The following is a 16,268-nucleotide window of genomic DNA, read 5'->3' as shown; positions in this document are numbered from 1 at the left end:
TGTTGGTGGAACACCAGTCCGAGGAGTAACACTGCCATTTGATGCAGGCGTTATTTCGCTACAGGCAAATGTTGTGCATGACATAACTATAGTCAGGCTTAGTTTTAGTCATACCTTCATCGATAGCCTCGGGCTGTTTGGCAATATTGGGTGATTTAAAAGTACACATTACCTTGTAACCAAACGACGGTATCAGCTTGTAATCTTAGGTTTTTGTTTTCGGCGGTATACTCAACTTTTGCCCCAACAGAGGCATAGTCTGTCACCATTATTCCACCGCCCATTTCAATCTGATTGATAAATTCGTTATGACGAACATGGTAAGTTGATTTTGGATTGGCATAGAGCCAGTTGCCGTTATCAAAGGCATACATGGCATAAATACCTAACTGACCTAAGGTGGAGCCTTCTTGTTGTTGCTTGTCATTACTCGCTAACTCAATATCAGGTACATTTGATTTGTTTCCAGAGGTATAACCCAGAGACGCCATCGGGAATATGGAGATGTTGTCGTTGAGTTGCATTTTGTAAATGGCTCCAGCTAATGCGGTGGTGCTATCTTTATCACCAAGTACATCTACTGAGTAACCTAAGCCGTCGGTCACATGAAAATAGCGACCACGATAATTTAAATCGCCACTTTTATTGTCACGGGCTAAGTCCAATGAAAAAATGTTTTTGCCAAACCCTGCCATGCCGTTTAACTGAGTGGTATTTTCACTGGCGCTAAGGCCAACAGTTGAAAAGCTTGCTGTAGGGTCACCATAGTTAATCTCTTCTTCTATTTTATCGTTAGCAAACGCTGCGTTGGCGCTTAAGGTTAATAAGGTAACAATCATTGCTTTGTTCATAATTTTCTTCTCTTGATAATTAGTGATTGACGTTGCCATTATCATCAATCTATTCTTATAGGACGAGTTAGCTATTATTCGAAAATCGAATAGTAAAAGCAGGGACAGCCACTATGCTTAATCTTGAACAACTATCAGCCTTTATTGCCGCAGCAGAAAAAGGATCTTTTTCTGCTGCAGCGCGCCATACTGGTAAAAGCCAAAGTTCGGTGAGCATTGCTGTTAATAATTTGGAGCTTGATTTAGGTATTACTTTGTTTGACCGCAGCAGTAAGTACCCTAGTTTGACCCATCAAGGAGAGCGTTTGTATGAACAAGCCAAAGTGTTAATGCGACAAGCTGAACGCCTACAAAGTTATGCGCAAGCCGCAGTGAACGAAGTTGAAGACATCGTTAAAATTGCAATTGACCCTATCGTTCCATTAACCGTAATTGATATTGCCTTGGAAAAAATGTCCAGAAAATTTCCTCATACTCAAGTGCAACTATTAAAACTGTCGGGGCAACATTTGAACGACGCTGTATTAAATGAAGAGGTGCAACTGGGAGTACATTTGGCTTCTAAAGCGGTGCCCGATAACTTAGATTTCGTGTCTATAGCGCAAATTGAATGGGTCTGCGTGTGCAGCCCTGATTCAGCATTGGCTGATATGCAAGAGGTAGACAACGAAACGCTGATTGCACAGCGTCAAATTGTTTGCTCTAGTATGTTAGAAAACGCCGCCCTGAAAAATTCGGGTAAAGTATCGCAAGATACTTGGCAGGCTTTTGATCAAGACGATTTAGTGCGGTTAGTGGAACAAGGCCTAGGTTGGGCCTTTTTACCTAAACAGATGGCGGTAGAAAAACAAGCGTCGGGCACACTCATTGAGTTTGCCCCCGAGTTCCAGCGTACAGCTATGTATTACCCGGCTGACTTAGTCTGGAAAGCTAACTTGAAGCAAGGCCCCGTTATGCGTTTCTTAATCGAGCTGTTACCGCAATTGTGTTAATCACTACAAACGTTTAGTTGTGTTTTTTGGGCAAGGCTTTAGTCACTCATACAGGTTAGCTTTTACCATGAGCTTCCTAACTGAAAGTATAGGGCCCATTCTTCTGGCCCTTTGGCGACATCGACACCAGCTCTTAAGCCTAACTGGCGAGATAATAGATAACGAACCCCACCTCCTTGCGCACCTTGAAAGTTAGTATTGGTAACAGCTACGTTATGATCAAATGCTTTTCCGGTACCCGCAAAAGCTAACAAGGTCCAACGAGAGTCAATATCATAAGTCACTTCTAACTCGGCTACCGCAGTATTGTCTGCTTGGTAACGCATTGCTGCGATGCCTCGCATATCAATGAACGGTTTGGCATAAAATGGTGCGCCTTTCGAGACACTCTTCATATCGGCGCGAACATTTAGCCCCCATTTTGACGACAAGCGATGATAACCATGGGCGTAAGCCGAGTAGTTATCGTAATTAAAGTCACCGCCAAACTGTTGGTCGAATCGTTTGGCTTTGAAGGCTGTTTTTAGGCCTTGCCGGGGAGCAAAAGGATTGTCGGTACTGTCGTAGGATAGCTTCAAGGCCATTCCTGCATCTTTGCTATTAAAGCCCATCGGTTTAATGTCTGGTATTAGATTAGGCATGCCGATGGTGGCTTCAGAAGCCATATAGGTATATTCAGCGCCGGCAAAAAAGTTGCTGTCGCCAAGACGAAAATCAATCTCTTGGAAAAAATAATGCCCCTTCATTGATAGGTCAGTACCTAGCGCGTTGGAGCTTGCATAATACTTTAGGTTGATATCAGCAGTAAACAACCCACCTAAATAGCGCACATTGTCATTATCCCAGTTACCGGAGTGAAACAGCCCCGCTATTTTTGTTCCATTCGATGTGCCTGCTCCAACCACGCCAGTTACACTGGGGGGAATACTATTGACCAACTCTGGGTTGTTTAATCGTCTGTTCACCCGACTCAGACCTCGCTGATTTAGAATCGATAACATTGGAAGTGTTAATGACTTATCGGCAAATCACCTCTGAGTATTTTGATGAAATGCAACTGTCTGAGTTATTTGGTTATGTTAGTTTTGAAACCTGGCAAGTCTCTGCGCTTCAAGACATAGCCCGTATGGTAGAAGAAGACATGGGATTTGCGTTATTACCCAAAGCGCTGGTGGCAGAACGAGAAAACTTTGGTACATTAAAAGTGTTTGAACCTACTTTTCGCCCTGCTAAAAACCCTATCTACACACCATTAGAAGCCTGTTATTTGCCTCGTAGTGAATTTGGTCCCGCGCAAGCGTATTTTCTTTCATTGCTGGTATTTAGCCAAACATAAAACTAAACGGTTATTAACATCAGCTATACTCATCTGCTGCCTTATTAGTGCTGTTCTGCTTGCTCACATTGTTTTATTTACTCGGATTACTTTCAAAGGTTTTCAAGTTCATCACCTCTTGCATAAAAACATCACCGGCAAGGCTGGGCTCTTTTGCGCTAAGGTGAACAATTTCCGCAAACCAATATACCGGTGTGCCACCTTCAATAGAAAACTCAACTATTTTACCCGCATCTATCCAGGGCTGAGCAATAGTTCGAGGTAAAAATGCCCAGCCGACCCCTTCAGATACCATATTCAGCATCTCTTGCAGGTTATTTACATAACAAATGCGGTGGCCAATTTGATAGCGTTTATCTAAATTGAATTGGGCTAGATGTTTAAATTGAAGCTGCAGTAATTCCCGCATTGTAGTATTAGACACGACCTCCCCACGAGTAAACTGTTGAGAAGATGCCACCTCAACTAATTCGAAATTGAAAGCGGTAAATTGGGTGATATTTTCAAACTCAGATAGGGCTGAGGCGACAAGTCCAATCTCAGCCTTATTCGTGGTTATCCAGTCAACTACCTGCAAGGTATCACCCACCAAAACTTCTAGCTCAATATTAGGAAACTGCTGCAAAATAACTTGATAGCTTCGGCTAATCGCGGGATGACTCAACATGCTATCAATAGCCACTGAAAATGTGGTGGGCACCGCTTGGTGTAGGTTGTCTACCACCGCGGAGAAACACGAAGCCTCCCTTACGGTGGCCTTTGCTACCGGCAATAAATGCTTACCAGATTCTGTTAACACGAGCTTTCTAGTTTGGCGCTCAAACAACTGAGTATTACTTTCATCTTCTAGGGTACTGACTAACTCTGCAACGGTAGACGCGCGCTTATTTAACGCAATAGCCGCCAGCTTAAAGCTGCCTTGTTCGCAAGTAGCCACAAAGGCTTGTAGTTGCCGTAACGAATACATAGAACGGGAATCCCTTTCTCATGAAACTAAAGTAAACCAGTATTTCCTACATAATACATCACATAAAGTAGCAAGCAACCAAGCTAACCACTAAAACCTAAGGTGATGAACATGAAAAAAACAATTTTAAACTTAGCAACCGCCGCCGTATTAGCGGGATCTTTAGCAAGCGTTGCTTACGGTAATCCAGCCAACTATGTTGATGCGATTGCAAACTAGTTAACTCATTTATCCCTAAGTCGCTTTTATTACACCTCGGTACCTCCATTACATGGGTACCTAGGTGACACGCATTACACAAACACGAAGTATAAAATTTAACTCATTGAGGCCATTATTATGAAAAAATCAATCATTACGTTAGCAATTATTGCCAGTACATCACTAGGTTTAGTGGGTACATCTAACGCATGCTCTCGTTTAATCGCCGACACACCTTCGCACGGTATCACGGTTGCTCGTTCTTACGACTGGGGCGGTTCTGAGTTGCAATCTATCGCTGAAGTACAACCAGTGGGCACAAGCCGTACGACTAAAGCTGTACCTGAATATAAGAATCCCGCTAGCTGGACAGTAAAGTATCAAACCATGTCATTTACTGAAGTTGAAACCTTCCATAATACAACGGGCGAAGCGATAAACACTGAAGGCCTCTCTGCTTCACTATTATACCAAAACCCGTCTAAGGCGTTTATTAATGATGTAAAAGACGATGGTAGCGCGGCGGTACATATGTCAGATATCGTTCCTTTCTTAGTTGAGCAGTTTGCAACAGTAGAAGAAGTGGTTGAGTTTTTTGAAGCAGGCAACTTTCAAACAGCTTGGACCACTGGTATTGGCGGACACCAACATGGTTTTCACTTTTCAGTACAAGATAAATCAGGTGACATTGCATTATTCCAATTAAACGCAGGCGGGAAAATGGTGATGCATCGTGGCGATGTAAACAGCGACTTACGGGTAATGGCCAATGCACCGTTGCAGCAAGATCACCGAACTTATATGAAAGATTTCGATATGAATGACTCAACCACACTCCCTAGTTCTATTAGCTCTGCAGACCGAAATGTACGAGGTATGTACGCTACGGCAAACACTAAGTTTGTAGATGCGAATGCCGAATGGGTAGATGTACGCGGTAAAATGAAAGCTATGTTCGATTTTGGAAACAAAGTACCGCAAGATTTAGTCGACCCTACCAATGACGAGTCATATACAACCTGGGAAACTTACGTTTATAACTTAAATAGCGGTGACGTAACTTATTACAACGAAGGGAACGCAAGCCAAGTATCATTAAGCATGAGCGATGTTGCTGAGTTTACCCAGCCAATGTGTGCAGATATCTACACCCAAGCTAAAACAAACGGCGAAGTGGTATTTACCCCGTGTTCATAGGGTAATATTGACCAATAACGTAGCGATAAAAACGTGTTTAATTAGCCTCCGTAAGGAGGCTTTGTTGTATCTGGAATCCATTAAAATCATACAATGTATCGACAGAAGATCATGTTAGGTGATTCTGCTTAGAGATGATTTAAAGGCCTACTCCGAGTATTTCCCTATCAATAAATAACGGGAATTCTCAGAATCTAGGCACAACATGGGTCTATTTAAATGGGTTCATGGTGAAGGGGCCAATACAGAATGTTTTATTCCAATTTGGGGGGGAAGGAATGTAGCTATCATTGCGAAGCGCATCGTCTGCATCGGGGCCTGGTTTTAATATGTAATATTGCGCCTCAATCCCCCAACGTACAGGCATAGCGCCAATCTTAAGCAACCCAAAGTCACCAAGGCCAATGGGTACGGTGAATCGCTCTTTACCTTCAGGTTCCCCTTCAATACTTACCATTAGTATCGAACTGTATCTGGCTGGGGAAACCATGGTTGGGCAGTTAAGTGGCTTTACTGATGTAGCTGTACAGGGTTGGTTTTGGGGGGCAGTCCTCAATATCTGCAACACTGTGTTACTTTTTGAGGTTTGCATTACCAATGTAAATATTGGCATGGCTTGTCAACAGTTTGAGCCTATCACTCTCGCTTGCAATTGCAAAAGTACATATGGCCTTGCTTAGACTGTTTTAGTTTGATTTTATATTAACAACTATTTGAATATTGGCGTGTTTAGTTTGTGGTGGGTCGTTTGTGGTGGGTCGTTTGTGGTGGGTCGTTTGTGGTGGGTCGTTTGTGGTGGGTCGTTTGAAGCGTCAGTGGGAATAAATCTATCATTGAAGATAAAGCTCCCGTTACGACAGGAGGTTTATCTTTGGCTGAAACGTTTATCTGTTATTTACGTTGATACATTGGACTTGGATGAATACCTAATGCTTGTCGCTCTGCTTTGTTGGTATCAAACATAGTAAAGTCATATTTCTCAGCGCCCCAAGTATCATAACGGTCTAATACCCATTCACCGTTGTTACGGTCGGTATACATGGTCCACAATGTTGGGAAAACATCACCTACGGTATTATCTACTTGGTCGTAACCTGCAAAGGCCGTTGCCGCTGCTGCTTTTATGGAGTTCTTGGCCGCCGTTAAATCAATAACATTACGTTTGTACATGTCTTCTACTACAATTTTGGCGCGCATCCGGCGATCGGCGGGACGAATAGTTGCATCTGGTTGTATTTGCTCAGCATCTTGTACTAAGTGATAGCTGAACTCAGGATCATTAGACATAAACGCCGATCCTTCTGATTGATATATTTTCAGTTCGCCAGCGACAAACTCAATGACAGCGGTATTGCCTTGTTTATCGGCAAATTGAAAGTGGCCTGGTGTTACTGGAGCGCAATGTTCCATATCGTTCGCAGGAGGCATACCACACAAACCACTATCAATAATATTAATTGCTTTAATGGCTGTGACTAATTCAGGCACGGTTTCATAATTATCGACAGCCCAATCTAGCACCGACAATACATTCACATTTTCCTTGCCTGCGGCAGGCTTAGGGTAGGATGTGTAGGTAGCACCTAAATACAATAAGCGACCTTCAAGTCCCGCTTCGTTCATGGCTTCAGAGGTGATTTTAGGTAAGAAGCTTTCAACTTTTAATGCTGCGTATTGGCTCGTCGCTGTTACGGCATTTTTATCCTGAGCGTAACGACGTTCAATGCCGGCACCGTCACCGACTACTTTAGCGTCATCGTGGCCAAACCAATCCATGGTACGCATGGAAATGGCGACTTCTTGATTGTTATAAACAGCGGTTGTACAAGCATTCGCCACACTGGATACTGCGCCAGACATCAATGCCGATGCCGCTAGTGCTAATATTGTTTTTTTCATAATAACCTCGATATTGGTAATTTAAGATGACCAGGCTGAGTTTGTGATTACTGCTTGCTGGTTGACGCTGGTAATATTAATGGGGATATGGCATAAACAATAATTGCTGAGAGAGGGGTTTCCCCTTTATAGTGACGCTAAGTTTCAAATTTAACAGCAAATAGCATCAATCAGAGGTAACCATGGCTTTTACACTAGACCAGTTAAGCGCTTTTGTTGAGACGGTCGAACAGGGGAGTTTTCGTGGTGCAGCCATCAATATTGGCAAACATTCTTCTACGATTAGTGAGTTAGTGGCGAATCTAGAGATTGATTTGGGTTTTCAACTATTTGAGCGCAGTAAACGCAGTATTATTCTCACTGGTCGCGGTAAAGATATGTATGACTTTGCCAAGCCGGTGCTCGTTGAGGCAGGGCAGTTTCAGAATAAAGCAGATAGCGTTTTAGCCGAGCACCCTAGCCACTTTACAGTGGCCATAGATGACACTTTACGCTGCCCCGAAGTAGTCGCCTGCTATCAGGCAGTGCTTGAGCGGTTTCCTAGTATTAATCTAAAAGTGCTTAATGGCGATGTTATGCAAATACGCTCTTGGTTGCGTTCAGGGGTGGCAGATGTCGGCATGGTCGCAACTAGCATGAATACTTCAGCCGACTTTACTTTGAGCCGCAGTTTTGCCTTCGAACTGATTAATATCATCTCGGCAAAGATAAAGATAATGAACCGTTCGCTCGACATCACAACCGTCAGAGCAACACCACAAATTTTGCATAACTTTATGTTAGAAGCTGGTTTAGAAGGTACTCATAAAATCAGCAATCGCGTATTGGTTGCCAATAATGCCAATGAAATTGTTGAGATGGTGGCTGCCGGTTTGGGCTGGTCCATGATGCCTAGTTACCTAGCGCAGCGCTATATCGAATCAGGTCAAGTGCAAGAGTTTAATATTGATGATGCCAGAACAGAGCTTTGGTTTAGCGAAATAATACATTTGAGCAGTAAAACCATAAACCCAGCCATGCAATGTTTCATTGATGCTGCCAAACAAGTCACTGATAAGCTTTAATGAACGACGGTTTTCTTTGGATATAAAAAAGCATCGCCATAATACGATGCTTTTTTTATTGTGGTGATTACTTAGCTTTTAGCGTCTATTTCCTTATCTAACATCGCTAAGGGTTCACTCTTAACGTGTCTGATTTCGCGTAAACGTTGTAAGGCAATATAAAAAACCGGTACAAATATACAACCAATCAGGGTTGCTGCTAACATGCCACCAAAGCTGGTTAAGCCCAGCGCATTGCGACTGGCTGCGCCGGCGCCAGAGGCTACCACCAGCGGTAATACCCCTAAGATAAATGAAAAGGCGGTCATCAATACCGCTCGAATACGCAGAGCAATGGCTTTTTTGGCAGACTCAATAATCGATAAACCCTGTTCTTCTCTTAGGCTTTTAGCGAATTCTACAATTAAAATTGCATTTCGACTTGCCATACCTATAAGTAAAATTAGGCCAACTTGGGTATACAGGTTAATGGTTCCACCGCTGGCATAAACTAAAGAAAATGCACCAATCAAGCCTGTGGGTACACACAAAATGATAGCGACAGGAATTAACCAGCTTTCATATTGGGCAACCAAAAAGAGGTAAGTAAACAGCAGCGCTAAACCAAATAAAAACAGAGTCGCATCACCAGCGGCAAGCTCTTGGTAAGTCATGCCTGTCCATTCGTAGGCATAGCCTGAAGGCAGTATTTCGCCAGCGATCTTCTCCATTTCTGTAATGGCGTCACCAGAACTATAACCATGAGCGGGTATCGCGAGAATTTGCGCTGTGTTGTACAAGTTATAACGCGCGGTGTTGTCTGAGCCAACCAGTGGTTGGTAGCTGGCGAAGGTGGCCAGCTTAACCATACTGCCACTTTCAGACTTTACATACAGGCGACTCAGATCGCTTTCTTCATTACGGAACTCTTGCTCTGACAGTAAATTCACTTGATAATTTTTACCAAACTTTGTGAAATCATTGACATATAAGTTACCCATCATTGCCGATAAGGTCGTATTGACCTCATTTAGATCTACACCCAATGCCATGGCTTTTTGTCTATCGATATCAAGGTAAAGCTGCGGCACATTGGCGCTATAGGTTGAAAAGGCCATTGCTATCGTATCGGATTGATTCAGCGCTGCTAAATAGCTATCGAGTGCTGGTGCCATCTTTTCTACAGGTTGACCATTAAGATCTTCCACTTGCATTGTCAGACCTCCTGCATTGCCAAGGCCGGGGATTGCGGGCATCGAAAAGGCCATACCTGAGACATCGGTATCAGCATCGATGATGGCTTGCGCCTTGGCTAATAAAGCAAATTCACTTTGTTGCGGCTCGTTTCTTTCACTCCAATCGTTTAGTACCACAATCATCATGCCTGAATTTGGTGATGACGCACCTTTGAGCAAGGAGTAGCCTTTTGCCGCAATCACATGTTTGACACCGTCAAGATCAGAAATCTGTGTGACTAGATTGTCTACCATTAACTCGGTTCTATCGAGTGCTGACGCTTCTGATAAGTTCACATCGATCATAAATGAACCTTGGTCTTCAGCCGGGATGAAGTCGGTCGGAGTATTATTAGCCAATATCACTATACCTGCCAAAATCAACGCAAATAGCATGCCTGACATCGCGAGGCGACGGCCAAGGAAATTGACCGAATTAACATAGCCATGAGTGACTTGATCAACCGAGCGGTTAAAAGCAGCAAAAAAGCCAGTTTGTTTTTTTTCTTGATGCTTTAACATCACCGCACATAAGGCGGGGGTTAGTGTTAGAGCGACTATGGTCGAAATAATGGTAGACACTGAGATGGTGACACCAAATTGCTGATACATTTGCCCCACCATACCTGGTGCGATGGACACTGGACCGAATACTGCCAACAACACCAGCGCTGAGGCAACTAAAGGACCGGTGACTTCTTTCATGGCTTTGGAGGTGGCTTCTGATGGCTCTAGGTGCTCTTCCTCCATTAAACGCTCTACGTTTTCGATGACTACAATAGCGGCATCTACCACCACCCCAATAGCCAAAATTAAGCCAAACATAGAGACGGTATTGATATCAATCCCCATCGCTGCCATTACCACAAAAGTGCCGATAAGCGAGACTGGAATGGCTATGGCCGGAATGATGGTTGCACGCCAGCTTTGTAAAAATATGAACGTGACTAACACCACTAATGCGACTGCGATGTACAGAGTCTCAAATACTTCATCCATAGATACTTTGATGAAGGTTGTTGAGTCGAAAGACACTTCGTAGTCGAGCCCATCAGGAAAACGTTCGCTTAGGCTTTGCATTTGATTACGAACATCTTCTGCTACTTGTAAGGCATTAGCCCCCGGCGCTTGGTAGATAGCTAAAATAGGGCTTTCATTGCCAGCAAAAGTGGCGATGGCAGAATACTGCTCGGCGCCAAGTTCAACGCGTGCCACATCACTTAAATATACAAAGCTGCCATCATTGTTAGATGCGAGTACAATTTTCTCAAACTGTTCTGCATTGAGTAAACGACCTTGGGTTTGTATTGTGTATTGAAAAACCTGATTGCCCGCACTGGGCCTTTCTCCAATTTTACCCGCTGAGACCGTGGTGTTTTGCGCTGAAATTGCGCTAGCCACCTGTGAAGCGTTAATGCCTCTTGCGGCCATTTTTTCAGGATTTAACCAAACGCGCATAGCGTAGTTTTGCTCGCCGATAACTTGCACTTTACCAACACCCTTCACGCGTAATAAGGCATCTTTAATATTCAACGAGGCGTAGTTAGATAAGAATAGGTTATCGAACTCACCGTTTTTGGAATAAGGGCTAACGGTCATTAAGATGGAGTTAGCGACTTTCTCTACGGTAACGCCTTGTCTTTTTACCTCTTCGGGTAATTTCGACATCGCTTTGTTGACCCGGTTTTGAACGAGCACTTGCGCTTTATCTGGATCTGAGCCTATTTCGAAGGTGACGTAAGCCAGGTATGAGTTATCGTTATTGGACTTTGACTCCAAATAGATCATCCCTTCAACACCATTGATTTCTTGTTCAATCACGGTGGCCACAGTATCTCTAATAGTATTGTGGTCAGCGCCTGGGTATACCGCAAACACTTCGATGGATGGTGGAACAATGTTGGGGAATTGAGACACTGGCATTTTGACCAAGGTCAGTAGGCCAGCAATTGTCATGACGATAGACAGTACTATCGCAAATTTAGGGCGTTTGATAAAAAATTCGGCCATGGGTCTATCCTCGTTTTTCTATTTCAACAATACTGCCAGGCCTGACCGATTGCAGGCCTTTGACGATGACTTGCTCACCAAGTTGTAGGCCCGATTCAACTAGCCATTGTTGCTCAACTCGTTGGCCAACCCGCAGATACTTTTCTTTTACTTGGTGTTTGTCATTGACTACCAGTACATAGCGGCCTTGTTGGTTTTCTTGAACTGCCATTTGAGGAATGAGGATGGATGAAGACGGTTGGCTATCGACACTGGTTACGGTAACAAATTGACCGGGTACTAGTAGATTTTCTGGGTTAGGAAATTTAACTCTAAAGGTTATCGCACCATTAGTACTGTCCATTTCGTTATCGATGAAGTTAGCTTCACCAGAATGGCCATAATCAGCCCCATTGGCGAGCTGCAAATTGAAGGTAGGTTTAGCCACCTGCTTACCTTGAATCAACTGTTCTTGGAGATTATTTACGTGGCGCTTTTCATCTAACTGAATATTAACGTAAACCGATTCAAGGCTATTAATTCGAGTTAGGGGCTCAGAATCTGGCCCTACTAAAGCTCCCGTGCTCACTCTACTTTCGCCTATAATGCCATCAAAAGGCGCTGAAACTTTTGTATAAGATAGCTCTAGTTTAGCGCGTTCTAATATCGCTTTAGCCGCCTGTATTTGGGCTTGGGCCATCTGTCGTTCGGCTGCTAATTGTTCAAATTCAAGTGAAGATAAGGCTGATTTGGCGACAAGGGATTTTGCTTTAGTATGCTTTTTATCGATGATATGAAAATTGGCTGTTATCTCGCTTAATGCCGCATCAAGGCGTTGCACTTCAAGTTGAAAAGCTGTCGCATCTATTTCGTAAAGCAAGTCGCCCTTTTTTACTTCTTCACCTTCCACAAAGTGGCGTTTTTTCAGATAGCCAGAAACCCGTGGAATGATGTCAACTTTAGCAATAGCATCGGTTTTCCCGATAAACTGTTCGTTTAGATAGTAAGGTTGCTGTTGAACTGAAATGACTGAAACAAGGGGAATAGCAGTGTCCTCGATTTGGGGTTCAGATTGACAAGCAACAAGGGCGATAGGTAGTAAACCTGTTAATAATTTGGTTGAAGTGCGCATAAGTAATCTCAAATAGTAGGAACATGCCGTTCATACTAATAGCTTGTCTGGAATAGGAGAAACCAGTTACCATTAATAAAACGAATAGGTCAGGGTGTTGGGTACTGTGTCCAATGCAAGGGTTAGATCTAATGCCTCCAATGGCTCAGATAGGTGCGGGGTCAATGAGGCAAATCGTTGCGACTTAAGTAACGGCTATGTTTTTGAGCACAGGCAATACTGATGAAGTATTAAGAAAAGGTTGGTTTAAATCTATTCGATTAATGAATGGAATCTGGTTCGTTCTTGCCTGTTTCAGCGCGTATTATTCTCTCCACACAGCCAGTGCCACCTTAAAACCTAAGGGAACATCTATGAAAATAAAATTATTAGTTTTGCTCTCCACACTTACTATTTCAACGGCTGCTTTGGCAGGATTTGTGGGATCTGAAATAACATCAAACATTACTTCTGTTCAGTCTGTTCAATCGATGAGTGATGACAGCAGAGTGACACTTGAAGGTTATATTGTTAAATACATGGGGTCAGAACATTACTTATTCAAAGACGATACCGGGAACATTGAAGTTGACATCGACAATGAAGACTTTAACGGACTGGACATTACCCAAAATGACAAAATAAGGATTATTGGTGAAGTCGACAGCGGTCGATTTACCACGATTGACGTTGATCGTGTTGAGCTGGTTAACTAATAGCATTTCCGTTAAGTGTCTAAGTAAGCCTAGCGCTCAAAATAGACGGCTACTGTGTTATGAGGTTTTTAGTAGGATAAGCAGTGACGGATAGCCACGCATTATCCCATCGATTACCTCGACGGTGGTGGGTTAATAGAGTGAAACCAAAAGCATCGCAATAATGCGATGCTTTTTAGACTGCCCGTGTTCGTGCTTATTGCGCGCTCAGCACTTGCTTAAGTGTTTGCCGTTCGGCCTCGGTGATCTTGGTTTTGTTTAAAAACGGCATGTCTTTGGTGTCGGTGGCGCGGGTAACGATCCGTTCTTTCCAACGCTCTACATCTTGCCACGTATCTAACATTACCCCGCCCTGAGCGGCGGTAAACATATCATCGGTGGTCGTGCGACTGTGGCAACTGGCGCAACGCTCACTGATGATTGCCATTGCTTGCTGTTGCGTTGCATTTAGGTCACCGAGTAACTCGTTGGCCTGCGGCACGGGCTTGGCTTGGCTGCCACCCCAGCTTAGAAATAACGCAAGAACAAATAAACCAATGGCGCCACTAACGATAATGCTCGGTTTGTGAATCCCCTGATGTTTGAGGTTAAAGAAATGGCGGATCCAAGCACTTAAACCAATAATTGCACACAAAATCAACCAGCTATGGGGATGCTGATAAATCATTGGGTAATGATTACTGATCATTAAAAAAATCACCGGTAGGGTAAGGTAGTTATTGTGCACCGAACGTTTTTTGGCTTCTAAACCTGGCGCTGGATCTACCGCTTCGCCTGCTGTTACCTGCGCCACCATCTGACGCTGGCCAGGAATAATCTTAACCCATACATTGGCAACCATAATGGTACCGATTAATGCGCCCATATGAATAAACGCGCCACGGCCGCTAAATACTTGGGTAAAGCCATAGCAAAACAGTGCGCCCAATACCACGAGCACTAGGCTCAGTAGCAAAGGTTTGTTAGCAATAGGCGAACGCAACAGCCCTTCATAGAGTAACCAACCACCAGCAATACCACCAACACCTAAGGCGACGGCTTGGCTAGCACTTAAGGCCATTATTTGCGGGTCAATTAAGTAGGCGTCGGCGCGTAGATAGTAAATCCAAAACAGCAATAAGGTGCCGCTTATCCAAGTGCTGTAGGCCTCCCATTTAAACCAGTGCAGTTTATTAGGCATTTTCTCTGGGCCTACCTGATACTTGGCTACTTCATAAAATCCTCCGCCATGCACGGCCCATAAATCACCTTTAATGCCTTTTTTAAGCTTCCAGTCTGGTGGTGTTCTTAGGTTGTTATCTAACCATACAAAGTAAAAGCTAGCACCGATCCACGCGATCCCGGCTATTACATGAAACCATTTAATAAATAGGGCTAACCATTCGTAAAGCTGTGGCCACATAACTCAATTCCTTTTTGATAAACTTGCTGTCCTGCAACATAGGTTTTGGCAATGACGCGGTCGTCACCCAACATATTGATGGCAAATAATTGTTCGCTTAAATTTGTGCTGCGTTGAATGCGTTGCGCTAGCATCGGGGTTGCGGCTAGATCTAACTCGATAAAGTCGGCCTCGGTGCCAATGTTTAGGTTGCCCACTTGATGGTCGATGCCCATGGTGTGGGCTGCCCCTTGGGTACATAAATATAAAGACTCAAACGGGCTCAAGCTGGTTTGCTGCATCTGGCAAACTTTATAGGCGTCGGCTTGGTTGGCAAACATGCTTAAACTCGTACCGCCGCCTACGTCACTGGCCAATGCGATGGGCACGCCATTGGCTTGTGCGCGTTGATAATTGAATAAGCCACTGCCTAAGAACAGGTTTGACGAAGGGCAAAAGCTGATGGCTGCGCCGGATTCACTTAAGGCAATATATTCACGATCGGTAAGGTGAATACCATGACCAAATAGTGCTTTATCTCGGACTAAGTCATGGGCTTCATAGACCGCTAAGTAATCAGAATGCTCAGGGAACAATTCATTAATCCACTGCACCTCACTGGGGTTTTCTGACAGGTGAGTTTGAATATAGGTATCGGGATGTTCGTTGGCCAATTGACCCGCTTTAGCCAGTTGTTGTTCACTGCTAGTTGGGGCAAAACGTGGTGTTATTGCGTAAAGTTGGCGGCCTTGTTTGTGCCAACGTTCGATTAATTTTTTACTGTCTCGGTAGCCGCTCTCGGGGGTGTCCCGCAATGCTTCAGGGCAGTTTCTGTCCATTAATACCTTGCCGCAAATCATTCGGGCGTTATAGGCTTCGGCAACGTCAAAGAAACTGTTTACCGATTGCGGGTGAACGGTTGCGTATACGCTGGCGGTGGTGGTGCCATGGGCAAACAGCTGATTCATGAAAAATTCTGCCTGGCCGCGCGCATAAGCCGCATTCACAAACTGTTGTTCGGCGGGAAAAGTATAGGTATTTAGCCAATCTAACAGCTGTTTACCAAAACTGGCGATAATCTCTACTTGAGGGTAGTGCACGTGGCTGTCAATTAAGCCCGGAATAATCAGCCCGCTGTGTTGCTCAATGCTAATATGCTCAGAATCAATATATTGCTGGTTTTGTTGTAGGTAATCGTTGGCTTCCCCAAAATACTCAATTATCCCATTACTGGTGACTAAAATAGCATCTTCAATATAGCTATAATGTTCACTGGGATTAAGGGTTGTTTTAGCAAAATGCAGCATTTTTCCGCGATGGATTTGTAGTGCGTTCCCTGCTTTTTCCATT

General features: G+C 43.9%; 14 protein-coding genes. 5 read left to right on the top strand and 9 right to left on the bottom strand.

Translation table 11 applies throughout. From position 1 onward, the window contains the following. Positions 1-155 precede the first annotated feature (155 nt). Positions 156-890, bottom strand: a complete 735-nt coding sequence (locus M0C34_RS12470; protein WP_248712017.1) for a hypothetical protein — start codon at positions 888-890, stop codon at positions 156-158. A gap of 74 nt (positions 891-964) precedes the next feature. Here M0C34_RS12470 and M0C34_RS12465 point away from each other — a divergent pair, with 74 nt between their 5' ends. After that, positions 965-1,843, top strand: a complete 879-nt coding sequence (locus tag M0C34_RS12465) for a LysR family transcriptional regulator (protein WP_248712016.1) — start codon at positions 965-967, stop codon at positions 1,841-1,843. Positions 1,844-1,905: 62 nt separating this feature from the next. Here the strand turns inward: M0C34_RS12465 and M0C34_RS12460 are convergent, their stop codons facing one another. Next, positions 1,906-2,808 carry a BamA/TamA family outer membrane protein gene (locus M0C34_RS12460; RefSeq protein ID WP_248712015.1) on the bottom strand — a complete coding sequence of 301 codons (903 nt, stop codon included), beginning with the start codon at positions 2,806-2,808 and terminating at the stop codon, positions 1,906-1,908. Between the two features lie 47 nt (positions 2,809-2,855). On the opposite strand from M0C34_RS12460, the gene M0C34_RS12455 reads away from it, so the two are divergent. Next, positions 2,856-3,179 carry a type 2 periplasmic-binding domain-containing protein gene (locus tag M0C34_RS12455; RefSeq protein ID WP_248712014.1) on the top strand — a complete coding sequence of 108 codons (324 nt, stop codon included), beginning with the start codon at positions 2,856-2,858 and terminating at the stop codon, positions 3,177-3,179. Between the two features lie 73 nt (positions 3,180-3,252). On the opposite strand, the gene M0C34_RS12450 is transcribed toward M0C34_RS12455, so the two are convergent. Continuing rightward, complete coding sequence (locus M0C34_RS12450; protein ID WP_248712013.1) at positions 3,253-4,146, bottom strand: LysR family transcriptional regulator; 894 nt, start codon at positions 4,144-4,146, stop codon at positions 3,253-3,255. A gap of 339 nt (positions 4,147-4,485) precedes the next feature. Between M0C34_RS12450 and M0C34_RS12445 the strand changes: the two genes are divergently transcribed. Then, the gene (locus tag M0C34_RS12445) at positions 4,486-5,544 is read left to right on the top strand and encodes a linear amide C-N hydrolase (RefSeq protein ID WP_248712012.1); all 1,059 of its coding nucleotides are present in this window, start codon (positions 4,486-4,488) and stop codon (positions 5,542-5,544) included. Between the two features lie 211 nt (positions 5,545-5,755). Here M0C34_RS12445 and M0C34_RS12440 read toward each other — a convergent pair whose 3' ends face one another. Beyond that, positions 5,756-6,001: a hypothetical protein gene (locus tag M0C34_RS12440; RefSeq protein ID WP_248712011.1), complete on the bottom strand. Its 246-nt coding sequence runs from the start codon at positions 5,999-6,001 to the stop codon at positions 5,756-5,758. 434 nt (positions 6,002-6,435) lie between these two features. Beyond that, entirely contained in the window at positions 6,436-7,443 is a 1,008-nt protein-coding gene (locus M0C34_RS12435) for a linear amide C-N hydrolase (RefSeq protein ID WP_248712010.1), read from the bottom strand. A gap of 182 nt (positions 7,444-7,625) precedes the next feature. Here M0C34_RS12435 and M0C34_RS12430 point away from each other — a divergent pair, with 182 nt between their 5' ends. Next, complete coding sequence (locus tag M0C34_RS12430) at positions 7,626-8,507, top strand: LysR family transcriptional regulator (RefSeq protein ID WP_248712009.1); 882 nt, start codon at positions 7,626-7,628, stop codon at positions 8,505-8,507. A 71-nt stretch (positions 8,508-8,578) separates the two neighbouring features. On the opposite strand, the gene M0C34_RS12425 is transcribed toward M0C34_RS12430, so the two are convergent. Both M0C34_RS12425 and M0C34_RS12420 read right to left on the bottom strand, forming a co-directional pair. Beyond that, positions 8,579-11,731 (bottom strand): efflux RND transporter permease subunit, encoded by a 3,153-nt coding sequence (locus M0C34_RS12425; protein WP_248712008.1) that lies wholly within the window; start codon positions 11,729-11,731, stop codon positions 8,579-8,581. A 4-nt stretch (positions 11,732-11,735) separates the two neighbouring features. Beyond that, entirely contained in the window at positions 11,736-12,842 is a 1,107-nt protein-coding gene (locus M0C34_RS12420; RefSeq protein WP_248712007.1) for an efflux RND transporter periplasmic adaptor subunit, read from the bottom strand. A gap of 197 nt (positions 12,843-13,039) precedes the next feature. Here M0C34_RS12420 and M0C34_RS12415 point away from each other — a divergent pair, with 197 nt between their 5' ends. Beyond that, positions 13,040-13,537 carry a NirD/YgiW/YdeI family stress tolerance protein gene (locus M0C34_RS12415; protein WP_248712006.1) on the top strand — a complete coding sequence of 166 codons (498 nt, stop codon included), beginning with the start codon at positions 13,040-13,042 and terminating at the stop codon, positions 13,535-13,537. A 196-nt stretch (positions 13,538-13,733) separates the two neighbouring features. Here M0C34_RS12415 and M0C34_RS12410 read toward each other — a convergent pair whose 3' ends face one another. Continuing rightward, positions 13,734-14,939, bottom strand: a complete 1,206-nt coding sequence (locus tag M0C34_RS12410; RefSeq protein ID WP_248712005.1) for a urate hydroxylase PuuD — start codon at positions 14,937-14,939, stop codon at positions 13,734-13,736. Further along, complete coding sequence (gene guaD / locus M0C34_RS12405) at positions 14,912-16,267, bottom strand: guanine deaminase (protein WP_248712004.1); 1,356 nt, start codon at positions 16,265-16,267, stop codon at positions 14,912-14,914. The genes M0C34_RS12410 and guaD overlap by 28 nt, the downstream gene beginning before the upstream one ends. Between the last annotated feature and the right edge of the window lies 1 nt (position 16,268).

Source organism: Agarivorans sp. TSD2052 (assembly GCF_023238625.1).
Taxonomy (GTDB): Bacteria; Pseudomonadota; Gammaproteobacteria; order Enterobacterales; family Celerinatantimonadaceae; genus Agarivorans.
This window is presented reverse-complemented; position numbering and strand designations above follow the sequence as displayed.

Excerpts from the sequence above, each read along its gene's own strand:
- M0C34_RS12470 (WP_248712017.1), bottom strand. The coding sequence starts at position 890 with ATGGCAACGTCAATCACTAATTATCAAGAGAAGAAAATTATGAACAAA.
- M0C34_RS12465 (WP_248712016.1), top strand. The coding sequence starts at position 965 with ATGCTTAATCTTGAACAACTATCAGCCTTTATTGCCGCAGCAGAAAAA.
- M0C34_RS12455 (WP_248712014.1), top strand. The coding sequence starts at position 2,856 with ATGACTTATCGGCAAATCACCTCTGAGTATTTTGATGAAATGCAACTG.
- M0C34_RS12450 (WP_248712013.1), bottom strand. The coding sequence starts at position 4,146 with ATGTATTCGTTACGGCAACTACAAGCCTTTGTGGCTACTTGCGAACAA.
- M0C34_RS12445 (WP_248712012.1), top strand. The coding sequence starts at position 4,486 with ATGAAAAAATCAATCATTACGTTAGCAATTATTGCCAGTACATCACTA.
- M0C34_RS12440 (WP_248712011.1), bottom strand. The coding sequence starts at position 6,001 with ATGGTAAGTATTGAAGGGGAACCTGAAGGTAAAGAGCGATTCACCGTA.
- M0C34_RS12435 (WP_248712010.1), bottom strand. The coding sequence starts at position 7,443 with ATGAAAAAAACAATATTAGCACTAGCGGCATCGGCATTGATGTCTGGC.
- M0C34_RS12430 (WP_248712009.1), top strand. The coding sequence starts at position 7,626 with ATGGCTTTTACACTAGACCAGTTAAGCGCTTTTGTTGAGACGGTCGAA.
- M0C34_RS12425 (WP_248712008.1), bottom strand. The coding sequence starts at position 11,731 with ATGGCCGAATTTTTTATCAAACGCCCTAAATTTGCGATAGTACTGTCT.
- M0C34_RS12420 (WP_248712007.1), bottom strand. The coding sequence starts at position 12,842 with ATGCGCACTTCAACCAAATTATTAACAGGTTTACTACCTATCGCCCTT.
- M0C34_RS12415 (WP_248712006.1), top strand. The coding sequence starts at position 13,040 with ATGTTTTTGAGCACAGGCAATACTGATGAAGTATTAAGAAAAGGTTGG.
- M0C34_RS12410 (WP_248712005.1), bottom strand. The coding sequence starts at position 14,939 with ATGTGGCCACAGCTTTACGAATGGTTAGCCCTATTTATTAAATGGTTT.
- guaD (WP_248712004.1), bottom strand. The coding sequence starts at position 16,267 with ATGGAAAAAGCAGGGAACGCACTACAAATCCATCGCGGAAAAATGCTG.